Raw genomic sequence first — 17,896 nt, 5'->3', positions numbered from 1 at the left:
TCATATCGCCGAACACAGGCTGGTACAAGCCTTGGGCGCGTAGCCTTTGCAGTGATATAGTTCGCCGCCAGTTCGGCCTGCCCGGGATGTACGTACTTTTTAAGTAAAGACAGGCGTCCGAGTGAGAGGCTGCATCGCAAGGAGTTTAGATGAGTGCCGATAACGCCTACGCGGTCGAGCTGAAGGGAGTCTCCTTCAAGCGCGGTGCGCGCAGCATTTTCAATAACGTCGATATTCGCATCCCGCGCGGCAAGGTCACCGGCATCATGGGACCTTCCGGGTGTGGCAAGACCACGCTGCTGCGATTGATGGGGGCACAACTGCGCCCTGCCAGCGGCGAAGTCTGGGTCAACGGCCAGAACCTGCCTGCGCTTTCGCGCAGCGATCTGTTCGATGCGCGAAAGCACATGGGTGTGCTGTTTCAAAGCGGCGCACTGTTCACCGATCTCGATGTTTTCGAGAACGTGGCTTTCCCCCTGCGTGTTCATACCGATTTGCCGGAAGAAATGATCCGCGACATCGTCCTGCTCAAATTGCAGGCGGTCGGTCTGCGCGGTGCCATCGAGCTGATGCCGGACGAACTGTCCGGTGGCATGAAGCGCCGCGTCGCACTGGCGCGAGCGATTGCGCTCGATCCGCAGATCCTCATGTACGACGAACCGTTCGTCGGGCAGGACCCGATCGCCATGGGCGTGCTGGTCCGTCTGATTCGCCTGCTCAACGACGCGCTGGGGATCACCAGTATCGTGGTGTCCCACGATCTGGCCGAAACCGCGAGCATTGCCGACTACATCTATGTCGTCGGTGATGGTCAGGTGCTGGGGCAGGGTACGCCGGACGAGTTGATGAACTCGGACGAGCCGCGTATCCGTCAGTTCATGACCGGCGATCCCGATGGCCCGGTGCCGTACCATTTTCCAGCGACGGATTACCGCGCAGATCTTCTGGGGAAGCGCTGATGCGCAGAATTTCATTAATAGAACGCGTACGCCGGTTCGGCGAGGCGGCGATCGATGCCGTCGCGGTGTTCGGTCGTGCGACGCTGTTTCTGTTTCACGCGTTGTTGGGTCGCGGTGGCATCAGTGGTGGCTTCGGCCTGCTGGTCAAGCAACTGCATTCGGTCGGCGTAATGTCGCTGGTGATCATTGTTGTTTCCGGGATCTTCATCGGCATGGTGCTGGCGCTGCAGGGTTTCAGCATTCTGTCGAGCTACGGTTCGGAGCAGGCGGTGGGGCAGATGGTTGCGCTGACCCTGCTGCGTGAACTCGGCCCGGTGGTGACGGCGCTGTTGTTCGCCGGTCGTGCCGGTTCGGCACTGACCGCCGAGATCGGCAACATGAAGTCCACCGAACAGCTGTCCAGCCTGGAAATGATCGGTGTCGATCCGCTCAAGTACATCATTGCCCCGCGCCTGTGGGCCGGCTTCATTTCCCTGCCGGTGCTGGCGATGATTTTCAGCGTGGTAGGCATCTGGGGCGGTTCGTGGGTGGCTGTCGACTGGCTGGGTGTGTATGAAGGCTCTTATTGGGCGAACATGCAGAACAGCGTGAATTTCACCAGTGATGTGCTCAATGGCGTGATCAAAAGTATTGTTTTCGCCTTTGTAGTGACCTGGATTGCCGTATTCCAAGGCTATGACTGTGAGCCCACTTCCGAGGGCATCAGTCGTGCTACCACCAAGACCGTGGTGTTTGCCTCGCTGGCAGTGCTCGGCCTGGACTTTATTCTGACCGCTTTGATGTTTGGAGATTTCTGATGCAAAACCGCACCCTGGAAATCGGTGTCGGCCTGTTCCTGCTGGCAGGGATCCTGGCCTTGTTGCTGCTTGCTTTGCGGGTCAGTGGTCTGTCTCCGACGTCGACCACCGACACCTATAAACTTTATGCCTACTTTGACAATATCGCCGGTTTGACGGTCAGAGCCAAAGTGACCATGGCCGGTGTGACCATCGGCAAGGTCACGGCGATCGATCTGGATCGCGACAGCTTCACCGGTCGGGTCACCCTGCAAGTGGATAAAAAGGTCGACAATCTTCCGACCGACTCCACAGCGTCTATCCTGACCGCTGGTCTGCTGGGCGAGAAGTACATCGGTATCAGCGTTGGCGGAGAAGACAAGCCGCTGAAGGATGGTGGAACCATCCACGACACGCAGTCGTCACTGGTACTGGAAGACCTTATCGGTAAATTCCTGCTCAATACCGTTAGCAAAGACGCCAAATGAGGAGCTTTTGAATGATCTCTATCTTGCGACGCAGCCTGTTGGTGCTGTTGGCGGCCTTGCCGTTGATGGGTAACGCCGTGGCTGCTGCGACTTCGGCACATGATCTGGTGCAGGACACCACCACCCGGTTGCTGGCCGACCTGGCTGCCAACAAAGAGAAATACAAGCAGGACCCGACGGATTTCTACACGGCGCTCAACAACATCGTCGGGCCAGTGGTGGATGCCGAAGGCATTTCCAAGAGCATCATGACGGTCAAGTACTCGCGCAAGGCCACGCCGGCGCAGATGCAGACCTTCCAGGAAAACTTCAAGAAAGGCCTGTTCCAGTTCTACGGCAACGCTCTGCTTGAGTACAACAACCAGGGCATCACCGTTGACCCTGCCAAGGACGAATCGGGCGATCGCACCAGCGTAAACATGACCGTCAAGGGCAGCAGCGGCGCAATCTATCCTGTGCAGTACACGCTGGAGAAGATCAACGGCGAGTGGAAACTGCGCAACGTGATCATCAACGGCATCAACATCGGCAAACTGTTCCGCGATCAGTTCGCCGACGCGATGCAGCGCAATGGCAACGATCTGGACAAGACCATCAATGGTTGGGCCGGGGAAGTGGCCAAGGCCAAAGAAGCCACCGAAAAGAACCCCGCGCAATGAATGAGGCCGCAGTTCGTATGAGTGATGTCGACGAGCTTCTGCTTAGCGGAGTGCTGGACTATCGCACCGGCGCTGACCTGCGCAAGCAAGGCCAGGCGCTGATCAAGTCCAGCAAGGCCTCTTCGCTGGTGATCGATTGCTCGGCGGTGAAGAAGTCCAGCAGCGTCGGTTTATCGTTGCTGCTGTGCTTCATGCGCGATGCGAATGCGGCCGGCAAGGCTGTCAGCATCCGTGCGATGCCCGAAGACATGCGCGAAATTGCTCAGGTCAGTGAACTGACCGAACTGTTGGCGCACCCCTGAACCCACATCTATAAAGAAGCCCCCCGTCAGAGTCCTGCCATGCGGGGTTCGCAGGCGCGGGGCTTTTTTGTATGATGTCCGACCCGTGCGCACAGGGCGCCGATTGAGGTTGAGCATGCAGGCCGTAGAAGTGAAGAGCTTCCTTGAAGGAAAGCTGCCCGGAACGTTGGTAGAAGTTGAGGGCGAAGGCTGCAATTTCCTGCTGAACGTGATTAGCGATGAACTGGCGGCGTTGAGCCCGGTGAAGCGTCAGCAGCAGGTCTATGCCCATTTGAACCCATGGATCATCGATGGCAGCATCCATGCGGTCACTATGAAATTTTTCAGCAGCGCGGCCTGGGCCGAGCGCACCTGAGCCTAAGGGCGTCGAGATTCTTATGGATAAATTGATTATTACCGGTGGCGCTCGTCTTGATGGCGAGATCCGCATTTCCGGCGCAAAAAACTCCGCCCTGCCGATCCTGGCCGCCACCCTGCTGTGCGATGGCCCGGTGACCGTTGGCAACCTGCCGCACTTGCACGACATCACCACCATGATCGAGCTGTTCGGTCGCATGGGCATCGAGCCGGTGATCGACGAAAAACTCAGCGTCGAAATCGACCCGCGCACCATCAAGACCCTGATCGCGCCGTACGAACTGGTGAAAACCATGCGTGCGTCGATCCTGGTACTGGGCCCGATGGTTGCCCGTTTCGGTGAAGCCGAAGTGGCACTGCCTGGCGGTTGCGCTATCGGTTCGCGTCCGGTTGACCTGCACATCCGTGGCCTCGAAGCCATGGGCGCGGTGATCGACGTTGAAGGCGGCTACATCAAGGCCAAGGCGCCTGAAGGTGGCCTGCGCGGTGCGCACTTCTTCTTCGATACCGTCAGCGTGACCGGTACCGAGAACATCATGATGGCCGCTGCTCTGGCCAAGGGCCGCAGCGTGTTGCAGAACGCCGCCCGTGAACCAGAAGTGGTTGACCTGGCGAACTTCCTCAACGCCATGGGTGCCAAGGTGTCCGGCGCTGGTACTGACACCATCACTATTGATGGCGTCGAGCGTCTGGGTTCGGCTTTCTATAAGGTCATGCCTGACCGTATCGAAACCGGCACCTATCTGGTCGCCGCTGCCGTGACCGGCGGTCGCGTCAAGGTCAAGGACACTGATCCGACCATCCTCGAAGCCGTTCTGGAAAAACTCCGTGAAGCCGGCGCAGAAATCACCTGCGGTGAAGACTGGATCGAGCTGAACATGCACGGCAAGCGTCCGAAAGCCGTCAACGTGCGCACCGCGCCGTACCCGGCGTTCCCGACTGACATGCAAGCGCAGTTCATCTCGCTCAACGCCATTGCCGAAGGCACCGGTGCCGTGATCGAGACGATCTTCGAAAACCGTTTCATGCACGTGTACGAACTGCACCGCATGGGCGCAAAGATCCAGGTCGAAGGCAACACCGCCATCGTCACCGGTACTGAAGTTCTGAAAGGCGCGCCAGTCATGGCGACCGACCTGCGTGCTTCGGCCAGCCTGGTAATCTCGGCACTGGTTGCCGAAGGCGATACTTTGATCGACCGCATCTACCACATCGACCGTGGTTACGAGTGCATCGAAGAAAAACTGCAGATGCTGGGCGCCAAGATCCGTCGCGTTCCGGGCTGATTGCTGCATTGGGACACAGGGACGTGTCCACTGATTTTAAGAGTCGAGCCGGTTTCCGGCTCGATGTGTGTCCGGCGCCGATTGCGACCGGACATGAGTACCTTGATAAGGACTGACGTTTCCCATGTTGACCATCGCACTGTCCAAGGGCCGCATCCTTGACGACACCCTGCCGCTTCTTGCCGAAGCGGGCATCGTGCCGACCGAGAATCCGGACAAGAGCCGCAAGCTGATCATTCCCACGACCCAGGACGACGTTCGTCTGCTGATCGTGCGCGCCACCGATGTGCCGACCTATGTCGAGCATGGCGCGGCCGACCTTGGCGTTGCCGGCAAAGACGTGTTGATGGAATACACCGGCCAGGGCCTCTACGAGCCACTGGATCTGCAGATCGCCCAGTGCAAGCTGATGACCGCCGGCAAGATCGGCGCGCCGGAGCCAAAAGGCCGTCTGCGCGTGGCGACCAAATTCGTCAATGTGGCCAAGCGTTACTACGCCGAGCAGGGCCGTCAGGTCGACATCATCAAGCTGTACGGCTCGATGGAGCTGGCGCCACTGATCGGTCTCGCTGACAAGATCATCGACGTGGTCGACACCGGCAACACCCTGCGCGCCAACGGCCTGGAACCTCAGGAACTGATCGCCACGATCAGCTCGCGCCTGGTGGTCAACAAGGCTTCGATGAAAATGCAACACGCCCGAATCCAGGCGTTGATCGATACCCTGCGCAACGCAGTGGAATCGCGACACCGCGGCTGATTCACCTGCGCGACGTTAAGTCGCGCCCGTCTATCCGCCTCATAGCCAGAATCTCAGGTGCCCAAGCGGAAACGACTGCTAAGTTAGGGCGCCTGAGTTTTTGCCATTCCTATGAGGCTCTCGCTATGACCGCACCGACTGCAATTCGCCGACTCAACGCTGCTGACCCGGATTTCGCGCATCATCTGGATCATCTGCTGAGCTGGGAAAGTGTGTCTGACGACTCGGTCAATCAGCGCGTGCTGGACATCATCAAGGCTGTGCGCGAACGCGGTGACGCGGCGCTGGTCGAGTTCACCCAGAAGTTTGATGGCCTTGAAGTCGCTTCGATGGCTGAGCTGATCCTGCCGCGTGAGCGTCTGGAACTGGCTTTGACCCGCATCACCGTGCCCCAGCGCGAAGCCCTGGAAAAAGCCGCGGCCCGTGTGCGCAGCTATCACGAAAAACAGAAGCAGGATTCCTGGAGCTACACCGAAGCTGACGGCACCGTGCTGGGCCAGAAGGTCACGCCGCTGGATCGCGCAGGCCTGTATGTGCCGGGTGGCAAGGCGTCGTACCCGTCGTCGGTGCTGATGAACGCGATTCCGGCCAAGGTCGCCGGCGTGACCGAAGTGGTCATGGTCGTGCCGACCCCGCGCGGTGAAATCAACGAACTGGTGCTGGCGGCCGCATGCATTGCGGGTGTCGACCGGGTGTTCACCATCGGTGGCGCACAAGCGGTTGCTGCTTTGGCCTATGGCACCGAAAGCGTGCCGCAGGTTGACAAGGTTGTTGGCCCGGGCAACATCTATGTCGCCACTGCCAAGCGCCACGTGTTCGGTCAGGTCGGCATCGACATGATCGCCGGCCCTTCGGAGATCCTCGTGGTGTGCGACGGCCAGACCGATCCGGACTGGATCGCCATGGACCTGTTCTCGCAAGCCGAGCACGACGAAGACGCCCAGGCGATTCTGGTCAGCCCGGATGCCGAGTTCCTCGACAAGGTCGCCGCCAGCATCAACAAACTGCTGCCGACCATGGACCGCGCGACCATCATCGAAACCTCGATCAATGGCCGTGGTGCATTGATTCACGTGAAGGACATGGCCCAAGCCATCGAAGTCGCCAATCGCATTGCCCCTGAGCACCTGGAATTGTCGGTCGCCGATCCGCAAGCCTGGCTGCCGCAGATCCGCCACGCCGGTGCGATCTTCATGGGCCGTCACACCTCCGAAGCCCTGGGCGATTACTGCGCAGGCCCGAACCACGTGCTGCCAACCTCGGGCACCGCGCGGTTCTCCTCGCCGCTGGGCGTGTACGACTTCCAGAAGCGTTCGTCGATCATCTTCTGCTCCGAGGCCGGTGCTTCCGAGCTGGGTAAAACGGCGTCGGTATTGGCCCGTGGCGAGTCGCTGAGCGCCCACGCGCGCAGTGCTGAATACCGCATCAAAGACGAAGACTTTCTACAAGGGCAGGGGAACTGAGCGATGAGTAAATTCTGGAGCCCGTTCGTCAAGGATCTGGTGCCGTACGTACCGGGCGAACAGCCGAAGCTGACCAAACTGGTCAAGCTCAACACCAACGAAAACCCGTACGGCCCGTCGCCAAAAGCCTTGGCAGCGATGCAGGTCGAACTGAATGACAACCTGCGTCTGTACCCGGACCCGAACAGCGACCTGCTGAAAACCGCCGTCGCCCAGTATTACGGCGTGCAGAGCAATCAGGTGTTCCTTGGCAACGGTTCGGACGAAGTGCTCGCGCACATTTTCCACGGATTGCTGCAACACGATCAGCCGCTGTTGTTCCCGGACATCAGCTACAGCTTCTATCCGGTTTACTGCGGTTTGTACGGCATCGAGTTTGATGCGGTGCCGCTGGACGCGCAGTTCCAGATCGATCCGGCCGACTACGCCAAGCCGAATGGCGGGATCATCTTCCCTAACCCGAACGCGCCAACCGGCTGCCTGCTGGCGCTGGACGCGGTTGAGCAGATCCTCAAGGCCAGCCCGGATTCGGTAGTGGTTGTGGATGAGGCGTACATCGACTTCGGCGGCGAGACGGCGATCAGTCTGGTGGACCGTTATCCGAACCTGCTGGTGACGCAGACCCTGTCCAAGTCGCGCTCTTTGGCGGGTTTGCGCGTTGGTCTGGCGGTCGGCCATCCCGATCTCATCGAGGCGCTGGAGCGGATCAAGAACAGCTTCAACTCCTATCCGCTGGATCGTCTGGCGATTGTCGGGGCGGCAGCGGCGTTTGAAGATCGTGAGCACTTCGACAAGACCTGCCGTCTGGTCATCGAGAGCCGTGAGTGGGTGATTGCACAGTTGCAGGCCAAGGGGTTTGAAGTGCTGCCGTCGGCGGCTAACTTCATTTTTGCCCGGCATCCGCAGCATGATGCGGCGGGGCTGGCGGCCAAGCTGCGTGAGCAGGGCGTGATCGTGCGGCACTTCAAGCAGGCGCGGATTGCGCAGTTCCTGCGGATTTCGATTGGCACGCCGGAGCAGAATCAGGCGTTGATCGACGGGCTTGGCGACCTATAAAAGCAAAAGCCCCTCACCCTAGCCCTCCCGAAACGTCGGACCGCCCAGAGGGAGAGGGGATTGATTGGGGGATATTGCAGAGCAACGCCGACGTGAAAGTGCTGTACCGAATCCATAATCGACTCGGATTTTCAGGTCGATGTACTTCGCAAGACAACTCGGTCGGCCCCCTCTCCCAAAGGGAGAGGGGGCTGATTGGGGGATATTGCAGAGTTTCGCCGACGTGAAAGTGCTGTACCGAATCCATAATCGACTCGGTTTTTCAGGTCGATGTACTTCGCAAGACAACGCGGTCGGCTCCCTCTCCCTCCGGGAGAGGGCTGGGGTGAGGGTCTGCTCTTATTCGTGATGCGCTTCGCCAAGGAAGGTCAGTGAGCTAAACAAGCCGCGACTGTTCACATCCGCACTGTCCTTCACCGGCACTTCAACCTGCGCCGCAATCACATTCAACCCTTCATTCCTCACCAATACCTGCGCCCGACCATCCTTGTCAGTCTCGGTGCTCAACGTGTTCGGCGCATTGCGATAGTCGCCAATCAACTTCACACCCGCCGCCGGTTTGCCATCGAGCAACACCCGCACCGACAATGACTTGCCCGGCCCGACCGTCAGCGGATCAACCTCCGGCACAATCAGCAACTTGATCTGATCAAGCTTGGGCAACTTCGCTCCCGGCTGATAAATCGCCAGGCTGTATTTGAACGTCTGCGTCGCTTCGACAGCGCCCGGCACTTTGCTCCGGCCTTCGTTGACCCACTTTTTGTCAGCAGTCTGCGACCACATGCCGTTGTTCAGCGCCACGGCCAGGACGGCCGGAGCTTTCAGTGGTTTCAGTCGTGCGTGATCCGTCAGGCGCTCGACGCTCACCGGAATCATCTTGCCGCTCGCGTCGTAAGCCCACGCGCCGCTGATCTTCTGCGCCTTGAACGCGTTGTCCTCAGCGCCATGACCGTAGACCACTTCGATATTGCCGCGCCGTTGCTCAGTCCACAGGCCATGGGCCGAGACCTGACCGGCGAACAGCGCGGCGATAAGTACAAGGGATTTGCCGTATTGCATGGTGACGTCCTTTTACAGGTTGAGAGTCAGGCTGACGGTGAAATTGCGCGGCTCACCGGGGTTGACCCAGTAGTTGCTGTAGGAGCGCTCGTAATACTTCTCGTCGAAGAGGTTGTTCAGGTTCAGGCCGACAGTGACGTTGTCGCTGGCCTTGTAATGCGCGAGCAGGTCGACGGTGTGATACGCCGGCAATTCGAAGTCGCTGCCGGATTCTCCCGAGCGATCGCCGACGTAGGTGAACGCTGCACCGACGTCCGAGCCACGCAAATGGCCATCCTGAAACTCATAAACCCCGAGCAGACTGCCGCTGCGTTTGGCCACGCCGAGAATGCCACTGCCGGTGGAAATCACCGCGTCGCCCTTGGTCACTTCGGCGTCGATGTAGGCGAATGCGCCGATGACTCGCACCGCATCGGTGACTTGCCCGGTGACCTGCCAATCGAAGCCGCGACTGCGTGCCTTGCCCATGGCGCGGCTGGTGTCGGTGGCCGGGTCGAGGGCGAGAACGTTTTCTTTGTCGATGTGGAAGAAGGCGAGGGTGCTGCTCAGGCGTTCGTCGAACAGCTCGTTCTTGATCCCGACTTCGTAGCCGACGCCTTCTTCCGGGTCGAAGGATTTGCCGGCGGCGTCGAGGCCATTGTTCGGTTTGAACGAGCTCGAGGCGTTGGCGAACACCCCGGTATCCGGTGTCAGTTGATAGAGCAGGCCGACCCGCTGGGTGAGCGCGTCGTGGCGTTGGTTGCTGGTAGCGTTGCGGCTGTGATCGTCGATGTGCTGATCAAAATGCTCGAAGCGTGCGCCGATCATCCCGCGCAGTTTGTCGGTGAAGACGATCTGGTCCTGCAGGTTCAGTGCATGACTTTCGACCTGTTCGAAGAAGTCAGTGCCCGACCGCGCACCGCTGGGTTTCGGTTGGCCGTAGATCGGCTTGTAGATGTCGATGGCGTAGGGGCCGCCAGCAATAGTGGTGACGCGCTCGTTCTTGCGGAAGTTTTCGTACTCGGTGCCAATCAGCAATTCGTGTTGCCACGGGCCGAGATCGAACAGGCCGCGCAGTTCCAGTTGGGTGATGCTGTCGTGCCAATTGGTGTCGCGCTCGCGATAGCGGCGGTTGACGATGCGGCCGTTGGCGTTCAATGGACGACTTTCCGAAGCATCGCCCCAGAGTTTGCCTTCCTTGTAATGACTGGCCAGACGCAGCTTCCAGCTGTCGTTGAGGTGATGTTCCAGCGTGGCCTGAAGCAGATTGTTGTGATTATCGATGTTGCCGTCGTTGGGTTCGCCAAGGAAAGTCGAGCGCGAAACACCGCTCCATTTATTGTTGGGCGCGACGATACCGCGATCAAAGGTCGAGCTGTGGCGGACGATTTCGCTTTCCACCAGCAACGACGTGTCCGGGTTCAATTGCCAACTGATCGAGGGCGCGACGAATACGCGCTGGCTGTCGACGTGATCGCGAAAACTGTGGTTGTCCTCAACCGCGAGGTTGATTCGCGACAGCACATCACCCTCATCATCCAGCGGTGTGTTGACGTCCAGCGCGGTGCGATAGCGATCCCAACTGCCGGCGCTGGTTTGCAGAGTGGTGAAGGCTTCGGCCTGCGGTTTTTTGGTGACGATGTTCACCGTGCCGCCGGGATCGCCTCGACCATACAGACTGGCGGCCGGGCCTTTGAGCACTTCGATGCGCTCGATATTCGCCGCGTCCGGCGTGCTCGGATAACCACGATTGGCGCTGAAACCGTCCTTGTAGAACTCCGATGTGGTGAAGCCGCGCACGCTGTATTCGTACAGCGTCAGGCCGCCGAAGTTATTTTGCTTGGATACGCCGCCGGCGAAATCCAGCGCGCGCTCGACACTGCTGCTGCCCAGATCCTTGAGCACACTGGCGGGCACTACGCTGATCGCCTGTGGGATATCACGGATCGCCGTGTCGGTTTTGGTCGCGCTGGACGAGCGTGTGGCGCGGTAGCCTTTGACCGGGCCGGTCGGCGATTCGTAGTCGGAGATGACGCTGATGGCGTCGAGTTCAAGCGGCTTGGGTTCTTCGGCGAAGGCTGGATCGACCAGCAGACCAAGGCTCAGGCTGAGCAGGGAAGCCTTTGTTCGAGACGACATGTTATGTTGTTCCAATTTTTAGAATTGAAACAATATAACATGCCTGTTGAGAATATCTTTTATTAGCGCGTTTGGCGCGAACGAAGTTTTATTCTTCTTTTTCTTTCACTGGCGCCGGTGGCGGACGCAGGCCGATTTCCGCGGTGAGCTTCAGTTCTTTGCCGTTGCGCATCACCTGGATCGTCACTTTGTCGGTCGGCTTGATCCGCGCGACCTGGTTCATCGACTTGCGACCATCTCCGGCCGGCTCGCCATCGATGCTCAAGATAACGTCACCCAGTTGCAGGCCGGCCTTCTGCGCCGGGCCATCGCGGAAGATCCCCGCGACGACAATCCCCGGACGCCCGGACAAGCCGAACGACTCGGCCAGTTCCTGGGTCAGCGGCTGCACCTCGATGCCGAGCCAGCCACGAATTACCTGACCGTGCTCGATGATCGACTTCATCACTTCCATTGCCAGTTTCACCGGAATCGCAAAGCCGATGCCCTGCGAGCCACCGGACTTGGAAAAGATCGCCGTGTTGATGCCGGTAAGGTTGCCATTGGCGTCGACCAGCGCTCCGCCGGAGTTACCCGGGTTGATCGCCGCGTCGGTCTGGATGAAGTCTTCGTAGTTGTTCAGGCCCAACTGGTTACGCCCGGTGGCGCTGATGATGCCCATGGTCACGGTCTGGCCAACGCCGAACGGGTTGCCGATGGCCAATGCAACGTCGCCGATGCGAATGTTGTCGGAGCGGCCGACAGTGATGGCCGGCAGGGTTTTCAGATCGATTTTCAACACCGCGAGATCGGTTTCCGGGTCGCTGCCGATGACGCGCGCGAGGGTTTCGCGGCCATCTTTCAGGGCGACCACAATCTGATCCGCGCCGCTGGTCACGTGGTTGTTGGTCAGAATGTAGCCTTCCGGGCTCATGATCACGCCTGAACCGAGGCTCGATTCCATGCGTTTCTGCTTTGGCGAGTTGTCACCGAAGAAGCGCCGAAACTGCGGATCCTCAAACAGCGGATGCGCCGGTTTGTTGATGACTTTGGTGGTGTAGAGGTTGACCACCGAAGGCGCGGCAATGGTCACCGCGTCGGCATAGGACACCGGGCCCTGTTGCACGCTGGTGGTTTGCGGGGCCTGTTGCAGGTTGACGTCGAGGCTCGGAAGCCCGACCCACTGCGGGTAACGCTGAATAATCAACAGAGCGATAAGCACACCGGCCAACAACGGCCAGCCGAAAAAACGCAGCGCCTTGAGCATTAAGCACGTCCTGGAAAAGTTGCAGGCGGGGTCAGACCGCCCATAATGTCGCGCATTATACGAGGCCGCGCGTGCCTCTGAACGGGATATTTAGGAGTCTTTCATGGCCGTTGCCCTCAGCACCCTCGTCGAAGAAGCCGACCGTTACCTCAGCAGCTCGAAAATTGCCGATTATTGCCCCAACGGCTTGCAGGTCGAAGGCCGGCCGCAAGTGATGCGCATCGTCAGCGGCGTCACCGCCAGTCAGGCGTTGCTGGATGCTGCCGTCGAAGCCGAGGCGGATCTGGTGCTGGTGCACCACGGTTACTTCTGGAAGGGCGAGAACCCGTGCATCACTGGCATGAAGCAGCGTCGACTGAAGACATTGCTCAAGCACGACATCAGTCTGCTCGCTTACCATTTGCCGCTGGATCTGCATCCGGATGTTGGCAATAACGTGCAGCTTGCTCGCCAACTGGACATCACCGTTGAAGGTCCGCTGGATCCGGACAATCTGAAAATTGTCGGTCTGGTCGGGTCTTTGAAGGATCCGATGACCGCGCGCGATTTCGCCCGCAAGGTGCAAGAAGTCATGGGCCGCGAGCCGTTATTGATTGAAGGCAGCCCGATGATTCGCCGAGTTGGCTGGTGCACCGGTGGCGGTCAGGGCTATATCGATCAGGCCATCGCTGCCGGCGTCGACCTGTACCTGAGCGGTGAAGCGTCCGAGCAGACCTTCCACAGCGCCCGCGAAAACGACATCAGCTTCATCGCCGCCGGCCACCACGCCACCGAACGCTACGGCGTACAGGCCCTGGGCGACTATCTGGCGAAGCGCTTTGCTGTCGAACACATCTTCATCGACTGTCCAAATCCGATCTGATCATCACCACTAGATCCTGTGGGAGCGAGCCTGCTCGCGAAGGCGGCGTTCGCTTTAATACATCTGCGCCTGACGCGGCGCTTTCGCGAGCAAGCTCGCTCCCACATTGATCCCCATCGGCCGAACTGGTGGGCATATTCATATGCCCTTTCGTTCTAGCTAGCGTCCTGATTAGAAGAAGGTCGCTGTGCTAGGATTCCCCGCTCGAACACGGCCCGCTGGCCGTTCATAAGAAAGTTTTCGTGAGTAGCCATGGTCGACAAACTGACGCATCTGAAACAGCTGGAGGCGGAAAGCATCCACATCATCCGCGAGGTGGCCGCCGAGTTCGATAACCCGGTGATGCTGTACTCCATCGGTAAAGACTCCGCCGTGATGCTGCACCTGGCACGCAAGGCGTTCTTCCCGGGCAAACTGCCGTTTCCGGTGATGCACGTCGACACCCGCTGGAAATTCCAGGAAATGTACAAGTTCCGCGACAAGATGGTCGAAGAACTGGGCCTGGACCTGATCACCCATATCAACCCCGATGGCGTGGCGCAGAACATCAACCCGTTCACCCACGGCAGCGCCAAGCACACCGACATCATGAAAACCGAAGGCCTGAAACAGGCGCTCGACAAACATGGTTTCGACGCAGCGTTCGGCGGCGCCCGTCGCGATGAAGAGAAATCCCGCGCCAAAGAGCGCGTGTACTCGTTCCGCGACAGCAAGCACCGCTGGGACCCGAAAAACCAGCGCCCGGAGCTGTGGAACGTCTACAACGGCAAGGTCAACAAGGGCGAATCCATTCGTGTGTTCCCTCTGTCGAACTGGACCGAACTGGACATCTGGCAGTACATCTACCTCGAAGGCATCCCGATTGTGCCGCTGTACTTCGCCGCTGAACGCGAAGTGATCGAGAAGAACGGCACGCTGATCATGATCGACGACGAGCGCATCCTCGAGCACCTGTCCGATGAGGACAAGGCTCGCATCGTCAAAAAGAAAGTGCGTTTCCGTACCCTTGGCTGCTACCCGTTGACGGGCGCGGTGGAGTCCGAGGCAGAAAGCCTCACGGACATCATTCAGGAAATGCTCCTGACGCGAACTTCCGAGCGCCAGGGCCGTGTCATCGACCACGATGGCGCCGGCTCGATGGAAGACAAAAAACGTCAAGGCTATTTCTAAGGGGCTGTCATGTCGCACGCATCTGATTTGATCAGCGAGGACATCCTCGCCTACCTGGGCCAGCACGAACGTAAAGAACTGCTGCGCTTTTTGACCTGCGGTAACGTCGATGACGGCAAGAGCACCCTGATCGGGCGCCTGCTGCACGACTCGAAGATGATCTACGAAGATCACCTCGAAGCGATCACCCGCGACTCGAAGAAAGTCGGCACCACCGGTGACGACATCGATCTGGCATTGCTGGTCGACGGTCTGCAGGCCGAGCGTGAGCAGGGCATCACCATCGATGTCGCCTACCGCTATTTCTCCACCGCCAAACGCAAATTCATCATCGCCGACACCCCCGGCCATGAGCAGTACACCCGCAACATGGCCACCGGTGCGTCCACCTGTGACCTGGCGATCATTCTGGTCGACGCGCGTTACGGCGTGCAGACCCAGACCCGTCGCCACAGCTTCATTGCGTCCTTGCTGGGGATCAAACACATCGTCGTCGCCATCAACAAGATGGACCTGAAAGACTTCGATGAAGGCGTGTTCGAGTCGATCAAGGCTGACTACCTGAAGTTCGCCGAAGGCTTGAAGATGAAGCCGACCAGCATGCACTTCGTGCCGATGTCTGCCCTCAAGGGCGACAACGTGGTGAACAAGTCCGAGCGCTCGCCGTGGTACACCGGCCAGTCGCTGATGGAAATCCTCGAGACCGTGGAAGTCGCGGGCGATCGCAACTTCACCGATCTGCGTTTCCCGGTGCAGTACGTCAACCGTCCGAACCTGAACTTCCGTGGTTTCGCCGGCACCCTGGCCAGCGGCATCGTGCACAAGGGTGACGAAGTCGTGGTGCTGCCGTCGGGCAAAAGCAGCCGGGTGAAATCCATCGTCACCTTCGAAGGTGAGCTGGAGCACGCCGGTCCAGGTCAAGCGGTGACGCTGACCATGGAAGACGAAATCGACATCTCCCGTGGCGACCTGTTGGTGCATGCCGACAACGTGCCGCCGGTCACCGACAGCTTCGAAGCGATGCTGGTGTGGATGGCTGAAGAGCCGATGCTGCCGGGCAAGAAATACGACATCAAACGCGCCACCAGTTACGTGCCGGGTTCGATTGCCAGCATCGTCAACAAGGTCGACGTGAACACGTTGGAAGAAGGCCCGGCGAGCGCGTTGCAGCTCAACGAAATCGGCAAGGTGAAGATTGCGCTCGACGCGCCGATCGCCCTCGACGGTTACGAAAGCAACCGCACCACCGGCGCGTTCATCGTCATTGATCGCTTGACCAACGGCACCGTCGGCGCCGGCATGATCGTCGCGCAACCGGTGACGCATGGCATTGCCACGCATCACGGCAAACTGGCGCACGTGGCCACTGAAGAACGTGCCCAGCGCTTCGGCCAGCAACCGGCGACCGTGCTGTTCAGCGGCCTGTCGGGCGCGGGCAAGAGCACGCTGGCTTACGCCGTCGAGCGCAAGTTGTTCGACATGGGTCGTGCGGTGTTTGTACTGGATGGTCAGAACCTGCGCCATGACTTGAACAAAGGTCTGCCACAGGATCGCGCCGGCCGTACCGAAAACTGGCGTCGTGCCGCGCACGTCGCGCGTCAGTTCAACGAAGCCGGTTTGCTGACGTTGGCCGCGTTCGTCGCGCCAAGCGCTGAAGGTCGCGAGCAGGCCAAGGACCTGATCGGCAAGGATCGTCTATTGACGGTCTACGTACAGGCCTCGCCGGCTGTCTGCGCCGAGCGTGATCCGCAAGGTCTGTATGCCGCCGCTGGCGACAACATCCCGGGCGAATCCTTCCCGTACGACGTGCCGCTGAATGCCGATCTGGTGATCGACACGCAAACGCTGAGTCTGGAAGACAGCGTCAAGCAAGTGCTGGATCTGCTGCGCAAGCGTGGCGCGATCTAAGCGTTAGCGACAAACAAAAAGCCCGCCGATGAGCAATCATCGGCGGGCTTTTTTATTCGGGCATACGGCGATCAAAACTGTGGGAGCGAGCCTGCTCGCGAAAGCGTTATCTCATTCAACATCTTTGCAAGCTGATCAACCGCTATCGCGAGCAGGCTCACTCCTACAAGGGATCAGTGTTTGGCTGGGTATTCGCGGTGCATCTGTTCGAGCAACGCATCCTTGTCCAGCCACAGTTGATTGATCCAGCCCTGGAACTGCAGGCGATACTCGCCGTCCTGGTCGTAGTTCTTGCCAATGAACTGCTGGGGAATCTTCAGCTCTTCAAAGTGCACCACCACATCGCGCACATTGCCGCAGAGCAAATCCCAGAACCCCGGACGCCCGGCCGGGTAGTGGATGGTCACGTTGACGATCGACTCCAGTTGCTCGCCCATTGCATCCAGCACAAAGGCGATCCCGCCAGCCTTGGGCTTGAGCAGATATTTGAACGGCGACTGCTGCTGCGCATGCTTGCCTTCGGTGAAGCGTGTGCCTTCGACGAAGTTGAAAATCCCCACCGGGTTATCGCGAAATTTCGCACACGTCTTGCGGGTGGTTTCGAGGTCTTTGCCTTTCTTCTCCGGATGCTTGGCCAGGTAGGCCTTGGAGTAGCGCTTCATGAACGGAAAGCCCAGTGCCCACCAGGCCAGACCGATCACCGGCACCCAGATCAGCTCCTGCTTGAGGAAGAACTTCAGCGGCTGGATCTTTCGGTTGAGCACGTATTGCAGCACCAGAATATCCACCCAGCTCTGGTGATTGCTGGTGATCAGGTATGAGTGCTGGTAGTCGAGACCTTGCAGGCCGCTGATGTGCCAGCGGGTGCGGCGCACCAGGTTCATCCAGCCCTTGTTATTGCTGATCCACGCCTCATGGGTGTGGCTCATCAGCCACAGTGAGGCACGCCGGGCAAAGTCGAACGGCAGCACTTTGATCAGCGCTACGCAGAACAGAAACGAGCACAGCAGGATCGTATTGAGTGCCAACAGCAGCGAAGCGATCACGCCGCGCACGGGTGCAGGTAGAAAATCCAGCATTTACACATCCATAGGTCGGTTGGCGGCTTGAATCGCGGTGAGGGCGATGGTGTAGACGATGTCATCGACTTGTGCGCCGCGTGGCAAGTCATTCACCGGTTTGCGCAAGCCTTGCAGCATCGGCCCGAGGCTGACGCAATCGGCGCTGCGTTGTACGGCTTTGTGCGTGGTGTTGCCGGTGTTTAGATCGGGGAAGACGAACACCGTGGCGCGACCGGCCACCTGACTGTTTGGTGCCAGTTGCCGGGCGACTTCTGCGTTGGCGGCGGCGTCGTATTGCAGCGGGCCGTCGATCAGCAGCGAGTGCTGTTGTTCGTGGGCGAGGAGGGTGGCCTCGCGGACTTTCTC

18 protein-coding genes are annotated in these 17,896 nt (G+C 59.3%); 13 read left to right on the top strand and 5 right to left on the bottom strand.

Annotation, left to right across the window (positions count from 1 at the left end; genetic code table 11):
• The first annotated feature begins 149 nt into the window (after positions 1-149).
• The 10 genes from AC1DVF_RS21400 to hisC all read left to right on the top strand — a co-directional run bounded on the left by AC1DVF_RS21400 (position 150) and on the right by hisC (position 8,106).
• Positions 150-959: an ATP-binding cassette domain-containing protein gene (locus AC1DVF_RS21400; protein WP_007912403.1), complete on the top strand. Its 810-nt coding sequence runs from the start codon at positions 150-152 to the stop codon at positions 957-959.
• Positions 959-1,756: a lipid asymmetry maintenance ABC transporter permease subunit MlaE gene (gene mlaE / locus AC1DVF_RS21395; protein WP_003221704.1), complete on the top strand. Its 798-nt coding sequence runs from the start codon at positions 959-961 to the stop codon at positions 1,754-1,756. The genes AC1DVF_RS21400 and mlaE overlap by 1 nt, the downstream gene beginning before the upstream one ends.
• On the top strand, positions 1,756-2,223 hold the full coding sequence (gene mlaD / locus AC1DVF_RS21390; RefSeq protein WP_007912400.1) for an outer membrane lipid asymmetry maintenance protein MlaD: 468 nt from the start codon (positions 1,756-1,758) through the stop codon (positions 2,221-2,223). Before mlaE ends, mlaD begins: the two co-directional genes overlap by 1 nt.
• Positions 2,224-2,234: 11 nt before the next feature.
• Complete coding sequence (locus AC1DVF_RS21385) at positions 2,235-2,882, top strand: MlaC/ttg2D family ABC transporter substrate-binding protein (RefSeq protein WP_007912390.1); 648 nt, start codon at positions 2,235-2,237, stop codon at positions 2,880-2,882.
• Positions 2,879-3,184: an STAS domain-containing protein gene (locus AC1DVF_RS21380; protein WP_034154488.1), complete on the top strand. Its 306-nt coding sequence runs from the start codon at positions 2,879-2,881 to the stop codon at positions 3,182-3,184. The genes AC1DVF_RS21385 and AC1DVF_RS21380 overlap by 4 nt, the downstream gene beginning before the upstream one ends.
• A gap of 115 nt (positions 3,185-3,299) precedes the next feature.
• Positions 3,300-3,539, top strand: coding sequence for a BolA family protein (locus tag AC1DVF_RS21375; protein WP_460089882.1), 240 nt, complete (start codon positions 3,300-3,302; stop codon positions 3,537-3,539).
• A 22-nt stretch (positions 3,540-3,561) separates the two neighbouring features.
• Positions 3,562-4,827: a UDP-N-acetylglucosamine 1-carboxyvinyltransferase gene (gene murA, locus AC1DVF_RS21370; protein WP_007912385.1), complete on the top strand. Its 1,266-nt coding sequence runs from the start codon at positions 3,562-3,564 to the stop codon at positions 4,825-4,827.
• 124 nt (positions 4,828-4,951) lie between these two features.
• The gene (gene hisG / locus AC1DVF_RS21365; RefSeq protein WP_007912384.1) at positions 4,952-5,587 is read left to right on the top strand and encodes an ATP phosphoribosyltransferase; all 636 of its coding nucleotides are present in this window, start codon (positions 4,952-4,954) and stop codon (positions 5,585-5,587) included.
• Positions 5,588-5,712: 125 nt separating this feature from the next.
• Positions 5,713-7,050 (top strand): histidinol dehydrogenase, encoded by a 1,338-nt coding sequence (gene hisD, locus AC1DVF_RS21360; protein ID WP_320335781.1) that lies wholly within the window; start codon positions 5,713-5,715, stop codon positions 7,048-7,050.
• Between the two features lie 3 nt (positions 7,051-7,053).
• Positions 7,054-8,106: a histidinol-phosphate transaminase gene (gene hisC / locus AC1DVF_RS21355; protein WP_477783102.1), complete on the top strand. Its 1,053-nt coding sequence runs from the start codon at positions 7,054-7,056 to the stop codon at positions 8,104-8,106.
• A gap of 339 nt (positions 8,107-8,445) precedes the next feature.
• On the opposite strand, the gene AC1DVF_RS21350 is transcribed toward hisC, so the two are convergent.
• From AC1DVF_RS21350 to algW, 3 genes are all read right to left on the bottom strand, one after another.
• Positions 8,446-9,165: a DUF4198 domain-containing protein gene (locus AC1DVF_RS21350; protein WP_477783101.1), complete on the bottom strand. Its 720-nt coding sequence runs from the start codon at positions 9,163-9,165 to the stop codon at positions 8,446-8,448.
• Between the two features lie 12 nt (positions 9,166-9,177).
• Positions 9,178-11,283 carry a TonB-dependent siderophore receptor gene (locus AC1DVF_RS21345; RefSeq protein ID WP_477783100.1) on the bottom strand — a complete coding sequence of 702 codons (2,106 nt, stop codon included), beginning with the start codon at positions 11,281-11,283 and terminating at the stop codon, positions 9,178-9,180.
• Positions 11,284-11,371: 88 nt separating this feature from the next.
• On the bottom strand, positions 11,372-12,529 hold the full coding sequence (gene algW / locus AC1DVF_RS21340) for a Do family serine endopeptidase AlgW (RefSeq protein WP_093436001.1): 1,158 nt from the start codon (positions 12,527-12,529) through the stop codon (positions 11,372-11,374).
• A gap of 103 nt (positions 12,530-12,632) precedes the next feature.
• Here algW and AC1DVF_RS21335 point away from each other — a divergent pair, with 103 nt between their 5' ends.
• From AC1DVF_RS21335 to cysN, 3 genes are all read left to right on the top strand, one after another.
• Positions 12,633-13,391, top strand: a complete 759-nt coding sequence (locus AC1DVF_RS21335; protein WP_116254660.1) for a Nif3-like dinuclear metal center hexameric protein — start codon at positions 12,633-12,635, stop codon at positions 13,389-13,391.
• A 252-nt stretch (positions 13,392-13,643) separates the two neighbouring features.
• Entirely contained in the window at positions 13,644-14,561 is a 918-nt protein-coding gene (gene cysD, locus AC1DVF_RS21330) for a sulfate adenylyltransferase subunit CysD (protein WP_007912374.1), read from the top strand.
• Between the two features lie 9 nt (positions 14,562-14,570).
• Complete coding sequence (gene cysN / locus AC1DVF_RS21325) at positions 14,571-16,469, top strand: sulfate adenylyltransferase subunit CysN (protein ID WP_460097914.1); 1,899 nt, start codon at positions 14,571-14,573, stop codon at positions 16,467-16,469.
• Positions 16,470-16,642: 173 nt separating this feature from the next.
• Here the strand turns inward: cysN and AC1DVF_RS21320 are convergent, their stop codons facing one another.
• The gene (locus AC1DVF_RS21320; protein WP_460097915.1) at positions 16,643-17,548 is read right to left on the bottom strand and encodes an acyltransferase; all 906 of its coding nucleotides are present in this window, start codon (positions 17,546-17,548) and stop codon (positions 16,643-16,645) included.
• Positions 17,549-17,896, bottom strand: a 348-nt coding sequence (locus tag AC1DVF_RS21315) for a phosphate acyltransferase (RefSeq protein ID WP_477783099.1), incomplete at its 5' end; no start/stop codon positions are given. It abuts the gene before it with no gap.

It is taken from the genome of Pseudomonas sp. P4_D7, assembly GCF_056401755.1.
The sequence above is the reverse complement of the archived record's forward strand: the minus strand, read 5'-3'. Positions and strand labels throughout refer to the sequence as shown.

Excerpts from the sequence above, each read along its gene's own strand:
- AC1DVF_RS21400 (WP_007912403.1), top strand. The coding sequence starts at position 150 with ATGAGTGCCGATAACGCCTACGCGGTCGAGCTGAAGGGAGTCTCCTTC.
- mlaE (WP_003221704.1), top strand. The coding sequence starts at position 959 with ATGCGCAGAATTTCATTAATAGAACGCGTACGCCGGTTCGGCGAGGCG.
- mlaD (WP_007912400.1), top strand. The coding sequence starts at position 1,756 with ATGCAAAACCGCACCCTGGAAATCGGTGTCGGCCTGTTCCTGCTGGCA.
- AC1DVF_RS21385 (WP_007912390.1), top strand. The coding sequence starts at position 2,235 with ATGATCTCTATCTTGCGACGCAGCCTGTTGGTGCTGTTGGCGGCCTTG.
- AC1DVF_RS21380 (WP_034154488.1), top strand. The coding sequence starts at position 2,879 with ATGAATGAGGCCGCAGTTCGTATGAGTGATGTCGACGAGCTTCTGCTT.
- AC1DVF_RS21375 (WP_460089882.1), top strand. The coding sequence starts at position 3,300 with ATGCAGGCCGTAGAAGTGAAGAGCTTCCTTGAAGGAAAGCTGCCCGGA.
- murA (WP_007912385.1), top strand. The coding sequence starts at position 3,562 with ATGGATAAATTGATTATTACCGGTGGCGCTCGTCTTGATGGCGAGATC.
- hisG (WP_007912384.1), top strand. The coding sequence starts at position 4,952 with ATGTTGACCATCGCACTGTCCAAGGGCCGCATCCTTGACGACACCCTG.
- hisD (WP_320335781.1), top strand. The coding sequence starts at position 5,713 with ATGACCGCACCGACTGCAATTCGCCGACTCAACGCTGCTGACCCGGAT.
- hisC (WP_477783102.1), top strand. The coding sequence starts at position 7,054 with ATGAGTAAATTCTGGAGCCCGTTCGTCAAGGATCTGGTGCCGTACGTA.
- AC1DVF_RS21350 (WP_477783101.1), bottom strand. The coding sequence starts at position 9,165 with ATGCAATACGGCAAATCCCTTGTACTTATCGCCGCGCTGTTCGCCGGT.
- AC1DVF_RS21345 (WP_477783100.1), bottom strand. The coding sequence starts at position 11,283 with ATGTCGTCTCGAACAAAGGCTTCCCTGCTCAGCCTGAGCCTTGGTCTG.
- algW (WP_093436001.1), bottom strand. The coding sequence starts at position 12,529 with ATGCTCAAGGCGCTGCGTTTTTTCGGCTGGCCGTTGTTGGCCGGTGTG.
- AC1DVF_RS21335 (WP_116254660.1), top strand. The coding sequence starts at position 12,633 with ATGGCCGTTGCCCTCAGCACCCTCGTCGAAGAAGCCGACCGTTACCTC.
- cysD (WP_007912374.1), top strand. The coding sequence starts at position 13,644 with ATGGTCGACAAACTGACGCATCTGAAACAGCTGGAGGCGGAAAGCATC.
- cysN (WP_460097914.1), top strand. The coding sequence starts at position 14,571 with ATGTCGCACGCATCTGATTTGATCAGCGAGGACATCCTCGCCTACCTG.
- AC1DVF_RS21320 (WP_460097915.1), bottom strand. The coding sequence starts at position 17,548 with ATGCTGGATTTTCTACCTGCACCCGTGCGCGGCGTGATCGCTTCGCTG.